General features: G+C 50.9%; 14 protein-coding genes. 3 read left to right on the plus strand and 11 right to left on the minus strand.

Annotated features, from left to right (window positions below; genetic code table 11):
• Positions 1 to 584 precede the first annotated feature (584 nt).
• The 3 genes from ACEPST_RS01395 to ppx are packed head-to-tail and all read left to right on the plus strand — an operon-like array spanning position 585 to position 5,212.
• A complete protein-coding gene (locus ACEPST_RS01395; protein ID WP_204120903.1) occupies positions 585 to 2,114 on the plus strand; it encodes an HD domain-containing protein in 1,530 nt (509 codons plus the stop codon).
• 2 nt (positions 2,115 to 2,116) lie between these two features.
• Complete coding sequence (locus tag ACEPST_RS01400; protein WP_239064495.1) at positions 2,117 to 4,276, plus strand: RNA degradosome polyphosphate kinase; 2,160 nt, start codon at positions 2,117 to 2,119, stop codon at positions 4,274 to 4,276.
• On the plus strand, positions 4,277 to 5,212 hold the full coding sequence (gene ppx / locus ACEPST_RS01405) for an exopolyphosphatase (RefSeq protein WP_203644891.1): 936 nt from the start codon (positions 4,277 to 4,279) through the stop codon (positions 5,210 to 5,212). It abuts the gene before it with no gap.
• A 113-nt stretch (positions 5,213 to 5,325) separates the two neighbouring features.
• Here the strand turns inward: ppx and ACEPST_RS01410 are convergent, their stop codons facing one another.
• The 11 genes from ACEPST_RS01410 to ACEPST_RS01460 all read right to left on the minus strand — a co-directional run bounded on the left by ACEPST_RS01410 (position 5,326) and on the right by ACEPST_RS01460 (position 16,447).
• Positions 5,326 to 6,498 (minus strand): hypothetical protein, encoded by a 1,173-nt coding sequence (locus ACEPST_RS01410; RefSeq protein ID WP_395425077.1) that lies wholly within the window; start codon positions 6,496 to 6,498, stop codon positions 5,326 to 5,328.
• Between the two features lie 102 nt (positions 6,499 to 6,600).
• Positions 6,601 to 7,806: a hypothetical protein gene (locus ACEPST_RS01415; RefSeq protein WP_204120906.1), complete on the minus strand. Its 1,206-nt coding sequence runs from the start codon at positions 7,804 to 7,806 to the stop codon at positions 6,601 to 6,603.
• 77 nt (positions 7,807 to 7,883) lie between these two features.
• Positions 7,884 to 9,083: a hypothetical protein gene (locus ACEPST_RS01420; protein WP_204120907.1), complete on the minus strand. Its 1,200-nt coding sequence runs from the start codon at positions 9,081 to 9,083 to the stop codon at positions 7,884 to 7,886.
• 463 nt (positions 9,084 to 9,546) lie between these two features.
• Entirely contained in the window at positions 9,547 to 10,305 is a 759-nt protein-coding gene (locus ACEPST_RS01425) for an ABC transporter ATP-binding protein (RefSeq protein ID WP_204120908.1), read from the minus strand.
• A complete protein-coding gene (locus ACEPST_RS01430) occupies positions 10,286 to 11,254 on the minus strand; it encodes an iron ABC transporter permease (protein ID WP_395390467.1) in 969 nt (322 codons plus the stop codon). The genes ACEPST_RS01425 and ACEPST_RS01430 overlap by 20 nt, the downstream gene beginning before the upstream one ends.
• On the minus strand, positions 11,251 to 12,144 hold the full coding sequence (isdE, locus tag ACEPST_RS01435; RefSeq protein ID WP_204120910.1) for a heme ABC transporter substrate-binding protein IsdE: 894 nt from the start codon (positions 12,142 to 12,144) through the stop codon (positions 11,251 to 11,253). The genes ACEPST_RS01430 and isdE overlap by 4 nt, the downstream gene beginning before the upstream one ends.
• 13 nt (positions 12,145 to 12,157) lie before the next feature.
• Positions 12,158 to 12,952: an NEAT domain-containing protein gene (locus ACEPST_RS01440; RefSeq protein ID WP_204120911.1), complete on the minus strand. Its 795-nt coding sequence runs from the start codon at positions 12,950 to 12,952 to the stop codon at positions 12,158 to 12,160.
• Positions 12,945 to 14,126 carry an NEAT domain-containing protein gene (locus ACEPST_RS01445; protein WP_204120912.1) on the minus strand — a complete coding sequence of 394 codons (1,182 nt, stop codon included), beginning with the start codon at positions 14,124 to 14,126 and terminating at the stop codon, positions 12,945 to 12,947. Before ACEPST_RS01445 ends, ACEPST_RS01440 begins: the two co-directional genes overlap by 8 nt.
• A 72-nt stretch (positions 14,127 to 14,198) precedes the next feature.
• Positions 14,199 to 14,930, minus strand: coding sequence for an NEAT domain-containing protein (locus ACEPST_RS01450; protein WP_204120913.1), 732 nt, complete (start codon positions 14,928 to 14,930; stop codon positions 14,199 to 14,201).
• Positions 14,931 to 15,519: 589 nt separating this feature from the next.
• Entirely contained in the window at positions 15,520 to 15,828 is a 309-nt protein-coding gene (locus tag ACEPST_RS01455) for a hypothetical protein (protein ID WP_125765586.1), read from the minus strand.
• A 331-nt stretch (positions 15,829 to 16,159) separates the two neighbouring features.
• A complete protein-coding gene (locus ACEPST_RS01460) occupies positions 16,160 to 16,447 on the minus strand; it encodes an LlsX family protein (RefSeq protein ID WP_204120914.1) in 288 nt (95 codons plus the stop codon).
• Positions 16,448 to 16,640 lie beyond the last annotated feature (193 nt).

Raw genomic sequence — 16,640 nt, forward strand, 5'->3', positions numbered from 1 at the left:
GTTCAATGGCCCACAACCTGAGTCCATTGGCCCGACCAAACCGTCCGTGATTATACGTTTAATTTTCACAATAAGTTAAACCAGATTAACGGATTCACAGTAGCCACAACAAGAAGCCCATTAGCCTCATTGGCAAAGCACAGAACGGACCCACCCGATTGGGGTTAAACCGGTGTCAGCCGCAGGGCTGGTGAAAATGGCCGGTCGTGGGAGTGACCAGAGGGGCGCCAAGGTGCCCGGCTGTGTTGACAGTTCACTTTTAACTGACCCAGGACACTGATTCTAAGTAACCGCAACAGAACCGTTGCCCAACCACCGAACGAACCACCCAATTGGGGTTAAACCGATGTCAGCCGCAGGGCTGGTGAAAATGGGCTCAGCCGTGGGAGTTACCTTAGCGGGTTCCCCGCTTAGGTAACTGATATCTTTGAGACGTGAACTTCGGCTCAAAGTAAGCCCGGAGACCGCCTTATGGCTCCGGGCGTTCGCCCACAGCGCCACGGCCCATTTTCACCAGCCCGGAGGCGCTGATAAGAACAGGTTTAACCCCAAACCAAGAATATTGAAGAAAGTAGATGAATTTTATGGCTGATGATTATTTTGGCGCTATGCTCGTAAACGTGTCCAGTATTGAATTGTCGATTGTGAACCTTAAAACCGGCGCCCAGACGGAACGGGTCAAATCGGCCGTCGCCATTGGGGAAAATATTTACAACCATGAAGAAATTAGTTTTGAAACCGTGGGTGACGCCGTCGAAGCGTTGCGCGGTTTCCTCCAGGTTTTAAAGGATTACGGCGTGACCCGGTATAAACTGTGGGGCTCACAGGCCCTCTCGTCGGCACCCAACGCCGAGTTCATTCGTGATCAACTCTACGTGCGGACCGGTCTCCACATCGAATGGCTCTCCCTGGGGGAGGAATCCTTCGTCCGCAACGAGGCAATTGCCCTGAAGTACGACCGTTACCATCACCTGGTCAAGGACCACGCAGCCATCATTGGCATGAACTCCGGGAGCACCACCCTGTCCTTCTTTGCCCACGAAGACCTGATTGCGTCACATAACATGAAACTGGGCCCGATTCGGATCAAGGAAGTCCTGCAAACGCTGCGGGCCACCGCGCCCAACCCAGTCGACGTCCTGGACGATTATATCAATAGTAAAGTCGATGACTTCTACCGTTTCTTGCCGGAAGAATTTCAAACGACCCAAAACCAGGTGATGTTGATTGGGGCCTCCCCGCTCAACACCTACTTCATCCCCAAGGGCGACGTGAGTTACACGCTATCCGTCAAATCGTTTAATAAATTCTGTAATGAGGTCGCTGGGGCCTCCAACCAATACTTAATGGAGCGACTCCACCTGACCGAGGAAAACGTGGAAATCGTCTTACCCGTGGTCCTGCTGGTCCGGAAGCTCCTGACGGTCGTGCACGCTGAGAAGCTCCACCTGGTCAACCTGAACGCCTTAGACGGTCTGACCACCAACCAAGCCATCACGGCGGGCTATCACAAGTACCATTTCGAAGACCAAATCTTAGCCGCCGCTAACGACCTGGCCGACCGGTATCGCGTGGAACCCAATCACATGGAGTTGGTCCGGCGCTTTGCCCTACACCTCTTTGATCAATTGAAGCCACTGCACCACCTGACGCCGCGCGACCGCTTGTTACTCGAGGTCGCCGCCATCGTCCACGATATTGGGGGCTTCATCGACACCCACGAGCACTACCTGCACTCGGATTACGTGCTCAAGGAATCTGAAATTCTGGGGTTGTCGACCGAGGAAACGCAGATTATCGCCGCCGTTTCCCGCTACCACAGTACCCGGACGCCCGCCGAAGACCTGGCTCATTTCCGCCAGTTAGACAGCGACAAGCGTGTCGTGGTTGCCAAACTCTCCGCCATCTTGCGGATTGCGGACGCCCTCGACGATGCGCATCAACAGACGATTCAGCGCATCTCCGTCTCCGTGCGGACCAACAAGGTCGTCATCACGGCCTTCAGCGACGACGAGCTCTCGCTGATTCGTTGGGCCTTTAACTACAAGGCCGATTTCTTCACTGACGTCTTCGGCCTGCAACCAGTCTTAAAACAGAGGAGGTTACACAAATGACCCTGGATTATACAAAAGCAAAATATTACACCAACCGGGAACTCAGTTGGCTAGATTTTAACGACCGGGTCCTGGAGGAAGCCCGTGACAAGGCCAATCCGTTACTCGAACGCGTGCGGTTCCTGGGCATCACCCAGAGCAACGCGGATGAATTCTTCATGGTCCGGGTCGCCTCGCTCTCGAAGCTGGCCGCAGTCAACTATCCGAAGCCAGACGCATCCGGCATGACGGCCGAGGATCAATTACTCGCGGTCAACGCCAAGGCTCACGACCAAGTCGTTAAGCAATATTCCACGTTGAACCGGATGCTGCTACCGGCCCTCGCTGCGGAAGATATTCACATTTTGACACCCAACGAGTTAACGCCGCCACAGACACGCTTTATTGAAAAATACTTCAACGATGAAATTTCGCCAGCCCTGACGCCGATGGCGGTGGACAGCTCACGGCCGTTCCCGTTCATTGGCAACAACACCCTAAACATTGCGATGCGGCTGTACAAGGACGGCGACAAGAAGGATAAGCGCTTCGCCACCGTGCAGGTCCCAGAGATTTTCCCACGGACCGTGCGTCTGCCGGGTGCCGACAACGATTTCATCATGTTGGAAGACATCATCAAGACCTTCATCGGCAACCTGTTTATTGGCTACCAAGTCAAGGAAGCCGCCAACTATCGGGTCATCCGGGACATGGACTTGGACGTCGCCGAAGAAGATACGTCCGACCTCCTGAAAGAAGTTGAACAACAACTGAAGAAACGGGAGCACGGGGGCGCCGTCCGCATGGAAGTCGAGGCTGGCATCAGCCAGTCGCTGCAGAACCGCCTGGCCACCTCCATCAAGATTGCCGACTACGCGGTCTACGAAATTGGTGGGCCCATCGACCTGACCTTCCTGTCGAAATTGACCAAGCAGATCAGTGGTCACGACGATGAAAGCTATCCGAAGTTTACCGCTGCCCGGACGCCAGGCCTGCAACATGACGATGACGTCTTCAAGACCATTCGCCAGCACGATGTCTTGGTTCACCACCCCTTCGACGATTTCGCCGCGGTGACCGAACTGATTCGCCAGGCCGCCTGCGATGACGGCGTGTTGGCCATTAAGATGACGCTGTACCGGGTCTCCGCCAACTCCCCAATCATCAAGTACCTGGGGAATGCCGCCCAGAACGGCAAACAGGTCACGGTTCTGGTCGAAGTTAAGGCTCGTTTCGATGAAGAAAACAACGTCCACTGGGCCCAACAGCTGGAAAAGATGGGCTGTCACGTCATCTACGGCCTGATTGGCCTGAAGACCCACTGTAAGCTGACCCTAATCGTTCGGCGGGAACCCGACGGCATCCGGCGCTACATGCACATGGGAACCGGGAACTACAACGACGTCACCGCCCACTTCTACACCGACCTGGGACTGATGACCACCAACACGGATATGGGGATCGACGCCTCCAACATCTTTAACATGTTGTCCGGCTACTCCGAACCACCCTACTTCCACCAGCTCCACATGTCACCCGATGGCATCCGCAATTTTATTACGGCTAAGATTGATCAGGAAATTGCCAACGCCAAGGCCGGCCAACCCGCTTGGATTGAAATGAAGATGAACTCCTTGTCCGACTCGGCCATGATCGCCAAGCTCTACGAGGCGTCCAACGCCGGCGTTAAGATCAAGCTGATTGTCCGGGGCATCTGCTGCTTAAACGTGGGCATCCCCGAACTCAGTGAAAACATCGAGGTCCACTCCATCGTCGGCCGCTTCCTGGAACACAGCCGGATCTACGCGTTTGCCAACGCGGGTGACCCACAGCTGTACCTGTCCAGTGCCGACCTGATGACCCGGAACCTGAATCGGCGGGTCGAATTACTCTTCCCAATTTTGAAAGATAATCTGCGTGAAAAGGTCTTTGATATCTTCTCTACGCTGTGGCACGATAACGTGAAGACCCGGGTGCTCACAGCCGACCGGACCTACACCCGCGTCGACCGGCGGGGCCTCGAACCCCTGGATGCCCAGGAAACCTTCATGGCCCAAGCAACGGCGAAAATCAAGGCGAACGCCACGCACGCCCCACAGGACAGCAACGCGCCGCACCAATTCAAACCAATGTTAAGTCCTAAGAACCAACCAAAATCCCCTATTGATCGGAGTCTTGACTAAATGGAAAACTTAGTTGTCATCGACCTGGGTTCCAACTCAGTGCGCATGACCATTAGTGAAATTGACGAAGCCGGCAATCACCAAACCGTGGCGGAAGAAAAGCGCTACGTCCGGTTGTCGGAAAACATGGGTGAAGAGCAGCTTCTCCAACCCGCTGCCATTGAACGGACCCTGGCGGCGTTAGCGGAATTCAAGGCCATCTACGACAAATTAGACGACCCGCAGATTACCGCGGTCGCCACGGCAGCCGTGCGGCAGGCAGCCAATCAGAAACAATTCTTGAAGCAGGTCAAGGACCAATTTGACCTCGACTTCGACGTCATCTCGGGGGCAACGGAGGCCCGCTACGATTACGTTGGCGTCGTTCACACGCTACCCATCGTGAACGGCTTGATCGTCGATACCGGTGGTGCCTCCTCCGAACTGATTCTGGTGGAAAATCGCCAGATGAAACACGTCGTCTCGATTCCGCTGGGCTCCGTGACCCTGTCACAGGCCTACCTGGAAAGCGACAAGGTCCAGGCGGACTCGTTATTCTCCGCCATGACCTTCGTCAACAACGTCTTCAACGACGTCTGGTGGCTGCGTGAGGCGACGAACCTGCCCGTCATTGGCCTGGGTGGCGCCAACCGAACGCTGGCCAAGATCAATCGGCGGAACAAGAATTTCTTAAACGTCGAGGATGTCCACGGCTACAAGCTCAGTGCGACCGACGTGTACAGCACGTTGACCCAGTTGCTAGGGCTCGACCTGGCTGGCCGTAAGAAGGTGCCGGGCCTGTCCAAGGACCGCGCCGACATCATCGTCGGTGGCCTGATTCCAGTGGCCCTGTTGATGCGCCTGCTAGATTCACAGCTGATCACCTTCTCCAACGCTGGTCTGCGGGATGGTATCCTGTATGACCGCATTGACCAGATTAAGGCTGCGGTGAAGTAAGCTTACTGGAAAATAAAAATCCCAACCATTCAGAATTTTCTGAGTGGTTGGGATTTTTTTGTGCTGTTTGATTGCTTGGGTGTTCAGTTACCACTTACTCCTCCAGGAGGTGGTTACTTGAAATTAGCGTATGGGTAAGTCAATACATGTTTGTAAATATGCGTACTAAACTTAACCTTTCCATTTCGGTAAATAAGTGTCTTAGCACTTCCATCACCGCCGCCAATAGTCTTGACACGTACCAGGAGCTTACTTGACTTGGGATAGAATTTAACATCAGTTGTTGCGATGTCTAATGAATCATGGGCCAAATAATAGCTTGAGGTTAATTTTTTCCGATTAGTTATTGTCTTCCACACCGTACGTCGGTATGTGTATCCAACCATTTTAGTTAGCCGACCATTCTTAAAGGCAATCTTAATCGGTCGATTGTCCATCCCCACCACCAATAGCTGAGAAATTTTCCGCTTATTATTCCGGACAATATAAGCACGTTGCGGCACTGACAAACTATCATTAACACCCACTCTGCTCTTCGTTGATTCAGCACTCTGTTGCTTTTTAATGAGCTTATCATGAGTTTTCACTTTCAATAGTTGCTTCCCGATATCACAATACTTCCCCTTAATCAGAACTTTGGGAGACTTGTAAACCCAACCCAACTTTTTGTTTGCCGTTTCCAAGAAAACATAATGAATACCATTACGCTTAATCAATTCCTTAGTCGCATATAGTTGCGTCTGGGTTAGCCGATCAAACACGTGCGAAATATAAGTGTAGTGCTTCGTATATATTGGACTGTCCCAAATACGATGTGTAAATGGATCAGCTATATAGTATGGTCGCCGTTTCTTATAAGTCCATTGCGACTTAACACCGTTAACTTGCTTTACGTCCTCAGCTTTAATCACACCGAAATCATCAAACGCATCATAATCAGTTGACGTCATAGCATCCTTGAACTTTTCAAATCCCCCCGAATCATACGCAACCATATGATAGTACGTGCCACTTTCCGTTACATATTTGCTAATAGCACCTAAAGTAGTGATTTTAGCATCGGCATAATCAGCAATCACCCAATCCTTTTTTCCATACTTGGCCAAACTCTTATAAAATTTAGCGTGCCGATTTGTTACTTGGAATGACTTGTCTGGATCCATTTTTGAAACTGATTTTACAATTCCAACTTTTGAGCTAGTTTGTACACTTGAGCTTGCTAAACCACCCATGCACCCCGCTAATGGGAGCCCAAGAGTAATCAAGACTATCACTAGTACTTTCATCTTCGAATGAACATTAAACATCACTTGACACTCCCCTTTGTCCACATTTTTAAATCACTACTTGGTTGTGCCTTAATGACTACCCACTCCACTAAAATATTGTTATTTGAAATCATCGTACGGATATGTGATTACGCGCTTTTCAATAAGCGTTGCAAAACTAACGTGTCCATTGCGATAAACCGTCACGCTTGCAAATCCATCATATCCATCGGTCTCAACTCTAACTAATTTCTTACTTTGCTTCGCGTAAAAATAAGTTTTCGCTGAATCTACAGATAGATACTCATGGTCCGCCGTAAAATGCGTCCGTAGCTTTTTCGCGTTGGTGGTCGATTTCCAAGCTTTGCGCCGATACGTGTAGCTGACTACCTTGATTGCCTTGCCGTTACTGAAAGTAATCTTGGTCGGTCGATTATCCATGCCAACAATTAAAACCCGTACAATTTGTTTGCCCTTTTTGACGACATAAGCTCTTTGCTGGAGAGACAAACTATCATTTACACCAATCCGATTACCAGTGGACTGCTTTGCTTGTTTCTGGCTAAGCAGCCTTTCACCCTTTTTAACCTTCAGTAACTGTCGAGCCACATTTCGGTATTTCCCAGCAATCAACGTCTTTTTACTTTTTCTTACCCAACCTAGCTTTCGTCCATTTGCGGTCTCCAAATAGACATAATGCTGTCCGTTGTACTTAATAAGCTCGCTGGTTGCATATAACTGAACTGTTGTTAGTCGATCAAGAACATGAGTTACGTGGGCGTAGTGGACTGTTGACACCGGACTATTCCAAATGCGGTGACTGTTAGGATTAGCAACATAGTAAGGCCTTTTTCTAGCGTAGTGCCATTTAGACTTAATCGTCGAGAAGCGTTTTAAATCACTTGCTTTAACATAGCCCAAATTATCCGCATGACCTTTCTGATTAAACCCGCCAGAAGTATATTCAACCACATGATAATAAATTCCCCGAGTGGCCGTTATAACCTGGGTAATGCCAAAAATCCCACCCTTTTCCATTTGATAATAGGAGTACACGCCACCCCCTGTCCCAAACTCTTTTAGACTTCGGTAGAATTTGACGTGCTTGTTAGCCATCTTATAAGCAATATTTGGATCTGCCTTCTTCGTTGAATAAATTTGGCCAATAGCCAGTGGTTTTGACTCGCTCTTACTACTGGTTGACACCTTTGAGGCCTCTGACTGTTTACTGGAACTTTCTGCTGTTGCCTCGCTGTCGTGGCTTGAACAACCAACAATAAAACCTGATAAAATCAAAACTGCCAATGCCCACTTTTTAACTCTCATGATTTGTTTTCCTTCTCATTTGATGTTCGTGCTGACTGACTCCTCAGCAATACATGCTCAGCACAACAAAACGTTAATTACTTAAAGTCGCTTATCGGATAAGTAGTTATATCGTGATCAATATGCGTTTTGAATTTCACCTGACCATTTCGATAAATCCAGGTTGTCCCCTGACTATTGGTACCATACGTTTTTACCCGAACTAACTTCTTACTATTTTTGGAAAAGAAATGAACATTAGTATAGGTCGGCTCAGAAAATTCATGCGTTATCGTAAAATGATTCCGCAATTTTTTCTGACTTGAGATTGTCTTCCAAGGCTTACGCCAATATTCATATGCTTTTACACGAGTGGCAACTCCCCGGTCAAAATCAAATCGGATTGGGCGATTATCCATCCCAACAGCCAAGACACGCAGTCGATGTTGACGGCCATTTTTAATCAAATAGACCTTCTGTGGCAGTGCAGAGCTGTCATTCACGTCAACCCGATTCCCAGTCGAACGCTTACTCTGCACTTTCAAGACCATTTTTTCTTTTCCTCTAATCTTCAATAGCTGATGACCTAATCCTTTATAACGACCAGCAATTAAAGCTTTAGGTGATTTGTAGACCCACCCTAATGACCTCTTGGCAGTCTTAAGATAGACGTAATGATCTCCGTTAGACTTAATCATTTCCCTAGTGGCATACAGTTGCGTCGTCGTAAGTCGATCAAAGACGTGCGTCACGTAGACGTAGTGTTTCGTATTAACCGGATTAGACCAGATATGATAAGCATAAGGATTGCCAACGTAATATAACTGCTTAGATTTATAAGTCCATTCCGACTTAATCGTCTTAACCCGCTTCATATTTACAGCCTTAACGTACCCATAGTCAGCATCCTCGTTATAACCAGCCGACCCCTCAGGATTTGACTTGTTGTTAAATCCATTAGCGTAGTATCTGAAAACATGGTAATACACACCAGTAGCTGTTTTCACTTTCCTCACACTGCCAAAGAAAGCGCCTTGAGCCGTCTCATTATCCGACACAACTCCATCTTCAGTGCCATACTCCTTTAAGCTCCGGTAAAATTTTGCTTTTTTATTGGCAACTTTGTAGGCGATGTCCGGATTCATACTCTCATTCGAGATAACCTTTCCCACGGGCAACACATTTGCCTTTTTACTGGTGGTGCTAGCGGAAACTTTATTAGCTTGATTATTCTGAGTCGCACAGCCCCCCATCAGTAACCCCAATACCGTCAAACCTAACAATACCGTTTTCTTCATTTCCCTGTGCCCCTAATCATTTTTATTAATCCGCTATGTATAGCCTAATCTGAAATGAATTTAAAAATAGAATTTCCCTGACTTCAACTGCGTCTGCATCAAACTCACAATTTTAACTTTATGGATATGAATTGAGCTTGATATAAGATTCACATGGAAATATAGATTTCGCCAGCATTCGGTAAAAATACTGTCCCCACAAGTTTTCTATTCTGAATTCATGAACGCCCTATCAGTTGAAAATTGATGCTAAGTTAATTTTAATAATGAACTTCCCCTAAACTAAAAGCAAGATTAAATACCAAAGCCGTTTAAATTATTTACGCCAATCACATAAAGTCTATCAATCATTATAGTTTGCTTGTTGTTAGCTTTCATGTCCCCAAAAACAGGCTTTCCTATTATGTCTGGCCGATAAAAAGCGCCTCTGTCACAGCAGAGACGCCAATAATTTTATTAGTCTTTAATCCGGCACCTGAACAATATACGGCCCCAGATGCGGCACCGTCACAATCTCAATCGGCGTGGCAAACGTCCGGCCCAACAACTTGGCATCGCGGAGATCATCCGGGGGCCCACTGGCGACCAGTTGGCCGTCCTGCAACAGCCACAGCCAATCACTCACACGAAAGGCCTGGTTGATGTCGTGGAGCACCTGGATCACCGTCAGGCCCTTGGCCGCCAACTGGCGCAGCTGCGTCATCAACTGCTGTTGGTAGTGGACGTCGAGGTAGGTCGTCGGTTCATCCAGCAGGAGCACGGCTGGTTCCTGGGCCAAGGCCGCGGCCAACCAGGCGCGCTGCTGTTGGCCACCGGAGAGGTCTTGAATCAGCTCGTCAGCCAGCGAGGTCAGCCCCGCCATTTCTAGGTATGGCGTCACCTCATTTGCCGGGACCGCCTGCAACAACCCGTGATACGGCAAGCGGCCCGTCGCCACGACCTCGCGCACCGTCAGCTCGTCGTACAGCTGATGATGTTGCGTCACCACGGCCACTTGCTGGGCCAACTGCTTGGTGGTCAATTGGTCCAACGGCTGTTCATTTAACACGACCTGTCCCGCCTGTGCCGGCAGCCGCCGCGCCAATAGCTGGAGCAGCGTGGACTTGCCCGCACCGTTTGGCCCAATGATCGTCGTGACCTGTCCTGGTGGGAAGACCCCCGTCAGGTCACTCAGGCCGCGAGTTTGGCGAGGATACTGATAGCTAACGTGTTGACATTCCATGAAATCCTCGCCCCCGTTGTAAGAGAATAATGACAAATGGCCCACCGATGACTGCCATCATGGTTGCCGCTGAAATCTCGCTGGGCACGATGACCGTTCGTCCCAGCGTATCGGCGGCGAGCATCAGCCAGGCCCCCGCGAGCATGGAAAACGGGAGCACGGTTTGGTAATCGTGACCGACCAGCCGCCGCGCCACGTTGGGAATCACGATGCCGACAAAGGGAATCGTGCCAACTACCGCCGTCACGCTGACGGCCAGGTACATCCCCAGTAACAGCAACGTCCAACGGAGCACGTTGACCGGCACACCCACATTTTTCAGCGCACTATCCGTTAATTTTAAATAGTTCGCCCAGGGAGCCAGTATTAGGGCCGCCACGAGCCCCACGACGCCCAGTCCGAGCAAGGTGCCGGTATCGCTCCAGGTGAGCCCATTAAACGTGCTGTGGCTCACCGCAGCAGCCCCACTGCTCAGCAGCTGTTGCAGGCCAACAAAGGTGGCATCGAGCGCGACCCCCACGATGATCAACCGGTACGGATCGGTCAGTGCCCGGCCACTGGTCAGGATGGTCAGGGCAATCAGCCCGCCGACCAGCGCCATTAGCCAGTTGCGACCGGGCAACCAGGGTAAGAGAAGTGCCCCACCCACTTTAAAGAAATCGGCGGCGGAGCTAATCCCTAGGATACTGGGGTCGGCGATGGGATTGCGGAAGACGGCCTGAAACAGCGCACCGGCAACCGCCAGGCTCCCCCCACAGATGAGACTACTCAGGATTCGGGGTAGTCGGAGTGAAAAAATCGTCACGAAGGCACGACTGGCCGGATGGCTCACCGCCCATGTGACTTGAGACAGTCCCAGCCATTCCGTGCCGGCCATGAGCGCAATCAGGCTGGTCAGCACCAGCAGTGCTAAGACACCACCGTACCACCAGCCAGCGTGTTTGGTCATACGGCCGCCCCCTTCGGATACAGCCACTGGCTGACCTGCTTGAGCGCCGTGGCGACCCGCATGTTCGCGGTCGCGTCAAACGTCGGCTCCTGCAGGTCATAGACTCGGTGGTGCTTGACCGCCGCAGTCTGCGCCCACATGGCATTACTCTTGAATTCGTGATTAAACTGCTGGGTCACCATGCTGGGCATGGCGTGCTCTAGGCGTAAAATGACCTGTGGATTCGCCTTCTGAATGGCTTCATCGTTGGGCGCTTGGTACTCCTGTGTGCGACTGGTGAAGACATTTTTGCCTCCGGCCAGGCGCACCAGATCTCCCACGTACGAGCGATTAGTGGCCACCATGTAAGACGCACCAGGCAGTCCCATTAACACCAGGACTCGGGGCCGTTGCCGGTGACCTGCCCGGGCCGTTGCCCGCTGCTTGGCTTGGTTGATCAGTTTATTTTGATTCGCCGCAGCCGCCTGGCGGTCGTACCGCTTGCCCAGCTGCGTTAACGTTTTCTGTAAGTGGTCCACACTGGTTAAATCTAAAAAGTGTGGCGTCACGTGTTGGGCCTTGAAGGCCTTGCCAAATTGGTCGTCCAACGTCGTCACGGAATACACGACAGTCGGTTTCAACGCCGCAATCTTTTCCACGCTGGGATTCATCGGGCTCCCCACCTTGGTGACCTGATGGTACCGTTGTGGCAGCTTGTTGGCCGTCGTCGGCACGCCCACCAGAGGTAAATGGAGTTTGTCCGCAATCTGAACGATAGCGACCGTCGTCGCCACGATGCGCGGCTGGCTTTGCTTCTGCCGCTGCTGGTGCCAGGCAATGCCACCACCAGTGAGGCCCAGCACCACCAAAACGGCCAACGTGATCAGACCGATTTTTCTTGGATTTTGCATGTGCACTTACCTCCTAGTGTCGGCCAAAGTACCACCAACTACCACCACCGACTAAGACAACGATGGCTACCACACCACCAATCAGCGCGCCCCAATGAGTCTGGTGCGCCGGTAGCTGGTCCGCACTAGTGGCCGATTGACTGTCGGCACTACTGGACGATTGGCTGCTGGTGGACTGACTGGACTTGGCTTTGGCTGATGACTTAGCCTGGCTCTTTGCTTTCATGGAACTACTTTGGGCCTGCGATGACGCTTTAGACGCGGTGGTCGCCGACGATGATGCGCTAGTGGTCGCCGGTTTGGCCGTGGAACTGGCTGCCATGCTGGACTGTGTCCGCTTCGCACGCGTCGTTGCCGTCTGCTTATTCAAGGCTGGTAAATTCCCCGTCTTAAATTTAAAGGTGATCAGGTGCTTGGCCTTGTACACGTCCGGCACATAGATCGACAGCTTCGCGTTCACCGCGCGTTTTAAATTCGTGGTGGTAAAGCTGTAATACAGATGGGAATTGCCCGCTGAATCCTTGATCTTACGGACATTTTCGGGCGATTGCCCATCAATTGATAAAACCTTCACCGGCCAACTGGTTAACTTCTTGGCCGTTTTAATATCCATGGTGACCACGTAGGCGTGATTCTTCACCGTCACCTTGGCCGGATGGACAAAGTAGCCACTGGCCATCGAGGTTTGATCGGTGCCGTATTTGAGCGCCGAATAGTCCAGTGATTGGGCATGGGCCGCTGTGGGCAGGAACCAGACGGTGATGGTCATGACGATTGCTAGGATGAGACTGCGTAATCCCTTAGTCATGGGCGCGACCTCCTCGCCAAATGAATCCGCTGAGTGCTAAGCCCACGAGGCCCAGGACGGCCCAATCATTCGTGGCTTCACCCGTTGGTGGCAGTGTTGCCTGATGCGGCTTGGTCGTGGTCAACGTGGCCGTCGGACTGGCACTAGCGCTAGCTGCGGTCACCGTGGTATGTGGCAACGCCGCAACCGTCGCGGCCGTCGCCTGATCAGCCGCCCCACTCCGGGCAAACCGGAAACGAATCGGGAATGTCTCGCTGATGTTCATGGCGGGTACCGTCACGTGAATCTGACCCGGAATCAATTTCTGTGTCAACGCGGACCGTTTGGCCACAGTAAAGGTGTAATTCATGGTATAGTTCCGACCACTCTGACCGTACGTCACGTTTTGCGGTTGCACGCCGTTGATACGCTTAGGGACGACCGCCCGGGCCCCGAGTTTCAGGGACTTGGCATATTTCACGTGGAGCGTGACTTGATACCCGGTACCCTTCGGCGTCACGGTCGCCACATCCGTGTAGTATTGGTCGGCCTCGGACTTGGTCATCTTAGTGCCCTGTAAGACCTGGTAGCGCCAGTATTCGGTGGCCGCTGTCGTCTTTTTAGCCGTCGAAGTGGCGGTCTTCGCTTTAGTCGTCGTCTTCGGCATGGTTACGGAAGCCCTCTGACTGCTGGCATTGGCCTTGGCAAGCGTTTCGGCCTGGGCAATCAGGTCCGTGGTCGCGACACTTTTGCTGACGGACTTGGCTTTAGCCCAGTTCAGGGTCAGGCGGGCCTGTTCCTTCATGGCCCCCATTGGCGTCGTCAGGCTAAAGGCCGTGGTCAGCGGACTGGTCTGGGCCGTCAGATTAAATTGATACAACGCCTGGTGATCCACCGTCTTGACCAGCGTCACGGCTTGGTCAGCCACGGTCATCTTCTTAATGTACTTGGCGCCATTCGAGGTGATCAGAACCGTCACCTGAGCGTGATTCACGCGGACCACGGCCGTTTTGCCAAAGAACTGATTGGCATCGGACGTGGCGCTACTATCCGCCTTAATAATTTTCATGGGAACTTGATAAAGGCCATTGCTCAACGTCGCGGCATGGCCGTCCGTCGTTTGGGTCCAGCCAAGAAAGACGAGACCCACGACCAGACAGGCGATAACACGGAAAAATTGCTGTAGATGTTTCATCTTGTGCTCCCCCGTTTCTCATTTTTAATAAAACCAAAAAATCACCACCGAAACCGGTAGTGATTTTTCCACTTACTTAACCGTTACGGTCTTGGTCACGGTCTTGTAACCGGCTTTAGTCGCGGTGACCTTCAGCTTCCAGCTCTTCTTAACGGCCTTCTTCAGCTTGACCGTGTAGGCCTGCTTCTTGGTCGTGACCTTGCCCAGGGTGGTCTTGTTGTGCTTGACCGTTACCTTGGCGCCCTTGGTGGTCGTGCCGCTGACCTTCTTGGCCTTGGCTTTGACTGCCTTGGTGCTCAGCTTAACGGCCTTCTTAGCCTTCGCCTTCGTGGTGGCCTTCAACGTCTTGGTTTGAAAGGCCAACGTCGCAGTTTCCTTCATGGCTTGTGGCATGCCCGGAACGGCGACCGTGAAGCCAATCGTTTGGTCTTGCTTCAAGTTCACGTTGCTAAACGTGTATGTATTGCCCGTTGCCGCCTTCGTGACCTTAGCCGCCTGACCACCTAACGTGACGGCATCCAGGTATTGGTTAGCGGCTGCCGTGCTCTTCAACGCCACGGAAGCCTTCTGGTTCTTAGCCGTGACCGTTGCGGTGGTGAAGTAGCCAGCCGCTTCGGATGGCGTCGTGGTCCCGGTCTTGTACAGATTGTACTTCACGCTGTACTTACCATTTGCCAATTTAGCCGCGTTTAAAGCAGCCGCCTGAGCCGTCGCTGTTGGCGCTGTGACTTGGTTCAAGGAAATACCGGCACCCGCACTGGTAACCATCAATAAGGCACTCATAATCGTTAAAGATTTTTTCATAAAATAAACCCTCCCAAAACAAACTGTTGATTATTTATGAATCCGCTTTCATGGTAGCACGATTATTGGTTGAGTACCACAATTTTGTAGCCAATCAAATTGTCATTTTGTTTATATACTGATAGGCCGATTAGTTTTTCCTTGGGGTTAAATGGGTGGTTAACTGGATTGGATGTCGATGACAGTTCGTTCCCGGCGGCGGATTCAACCTGACCTGCTATGAAAAAACGGGCTTCCACCTCAACTTTGAGCCTGAAAGGCGGTCTCAAAGGTTGTCCCATGCTCTAAGCTGAGAAAATTCGCTCAGCTTAGAGCATCGACACAGCTGCTCACCTTGGCCCGCCTCTGGTCACTTAGACTGTCCTCGCTGGTCCAGTTTTACCATCCCTGCAGCTGACCGTTCTGTTTGCGTGTCACTTATCGGTGTTCCCTTGTTATTTCCCCATAAGCCTTGATAGTTTGCTAAATTGGCTAACTATCGTCTCTCCGCAATCACCTGTTGCGTAAGTGATTTAGCCACAAACGAGGACAAAGAAAAAACCACATCCTCATTGTCTTGGACGTGGTTTGCTAACAGATAATTTTAAAATTACCCAATATGGTTTTCGTGGAGAATGGCCGCAACTTCCTTTTCCATTTCTGGGGTGCGTTTCCATTCTTGAAATTCAGTGAAGGCCTCTTCTGGCATCGTGTAATTTTCGTTCACGTAGTCTTCGTAGGCCTGGACGTGAGGCGTGTGGGCAATGTTTAGTTGCAGGATCCGTACTTGCTTGATCAGCTTGCGTTCCACCGCTAGTTCTGCCCGGCCATTTTGGACCATGTCGCTGATTTCCATATATTTACTGCCATCGAGGCGGGTAATTTCCTCAATCAGTGTAAATGTTTCGTGACTTTTCATTTTTAAATCGCCTCCGCACAATGCCTCTATTATACCGTGATTTTGGGCAAAACAAAACCACTACCAGGGAATGGCAGTGGTCGGCATAAGAGAGAAAGAGAATTGATTAGAAGGTAATTATTAATACCTTACGAGATATAATATACCGGTTTTTGTAAGCGCTGTCAATAGCTTTCAAAAAATAGTTGGTGATTTTCACTATTATTTTACGTTATCAGTTTGGGTACTCACCAGTTACTCCCTACTCCTACATAGGGTTGGAGCGGATTGACGGCTATTTTAAAAAATTTATATTTCGTGTTGCATTTGAAAATGGTCTGTAACTTGGCCGCTAGTTGGTGTGGCTCAGTTTGCGCCAGAGTTCAACTAAACCCACTACTAAGGCCGCACCAATGACCAGAAGAATCCCAGCATTCACGGGAAAGATTTGACCGTGAAATTGACCAATCGCCTGCGTGACCCGGTAAAAGGTGATGTGAAAAAAGTCTACCCTAAGTGGCGTGATATCATCTGCCCGAGCAATCCAGGCATCAAATCCGCCCCACAGTAGCATCGCGACTGCGGTGACTAAACCACCACTGATCATTTCAATGAGAATTCGCCGACTAGTTTTGTTCATGTGGATTGCCTCCCCTTTTTGGTTGGGGCTAGTTTACTGCAAGTGCTTTGCGACGGTATTAATTTGGGTGCGGTTGGGTTGGTGAGTTTTATTTGTGTGCATTTTGATTCCTTTTTAAAATAAAAGAACCGCCTTGGTATTGGCAGTTCTTGGTTGGCGTTATATTTGCTTAGGTCGTTTGATTGGCTCCTCA

Source organism: Levilactobacillus sp. FUA 3915, assembly GCF_044053135.1.
In the GTDB taxonomy this organism is placed as follows: Bacteria; Bacillota; Bacilli; order Lactobacillales; family Lactobacillaceae; genus Levilactobacillus; species Levilactobacillus lanxiensis.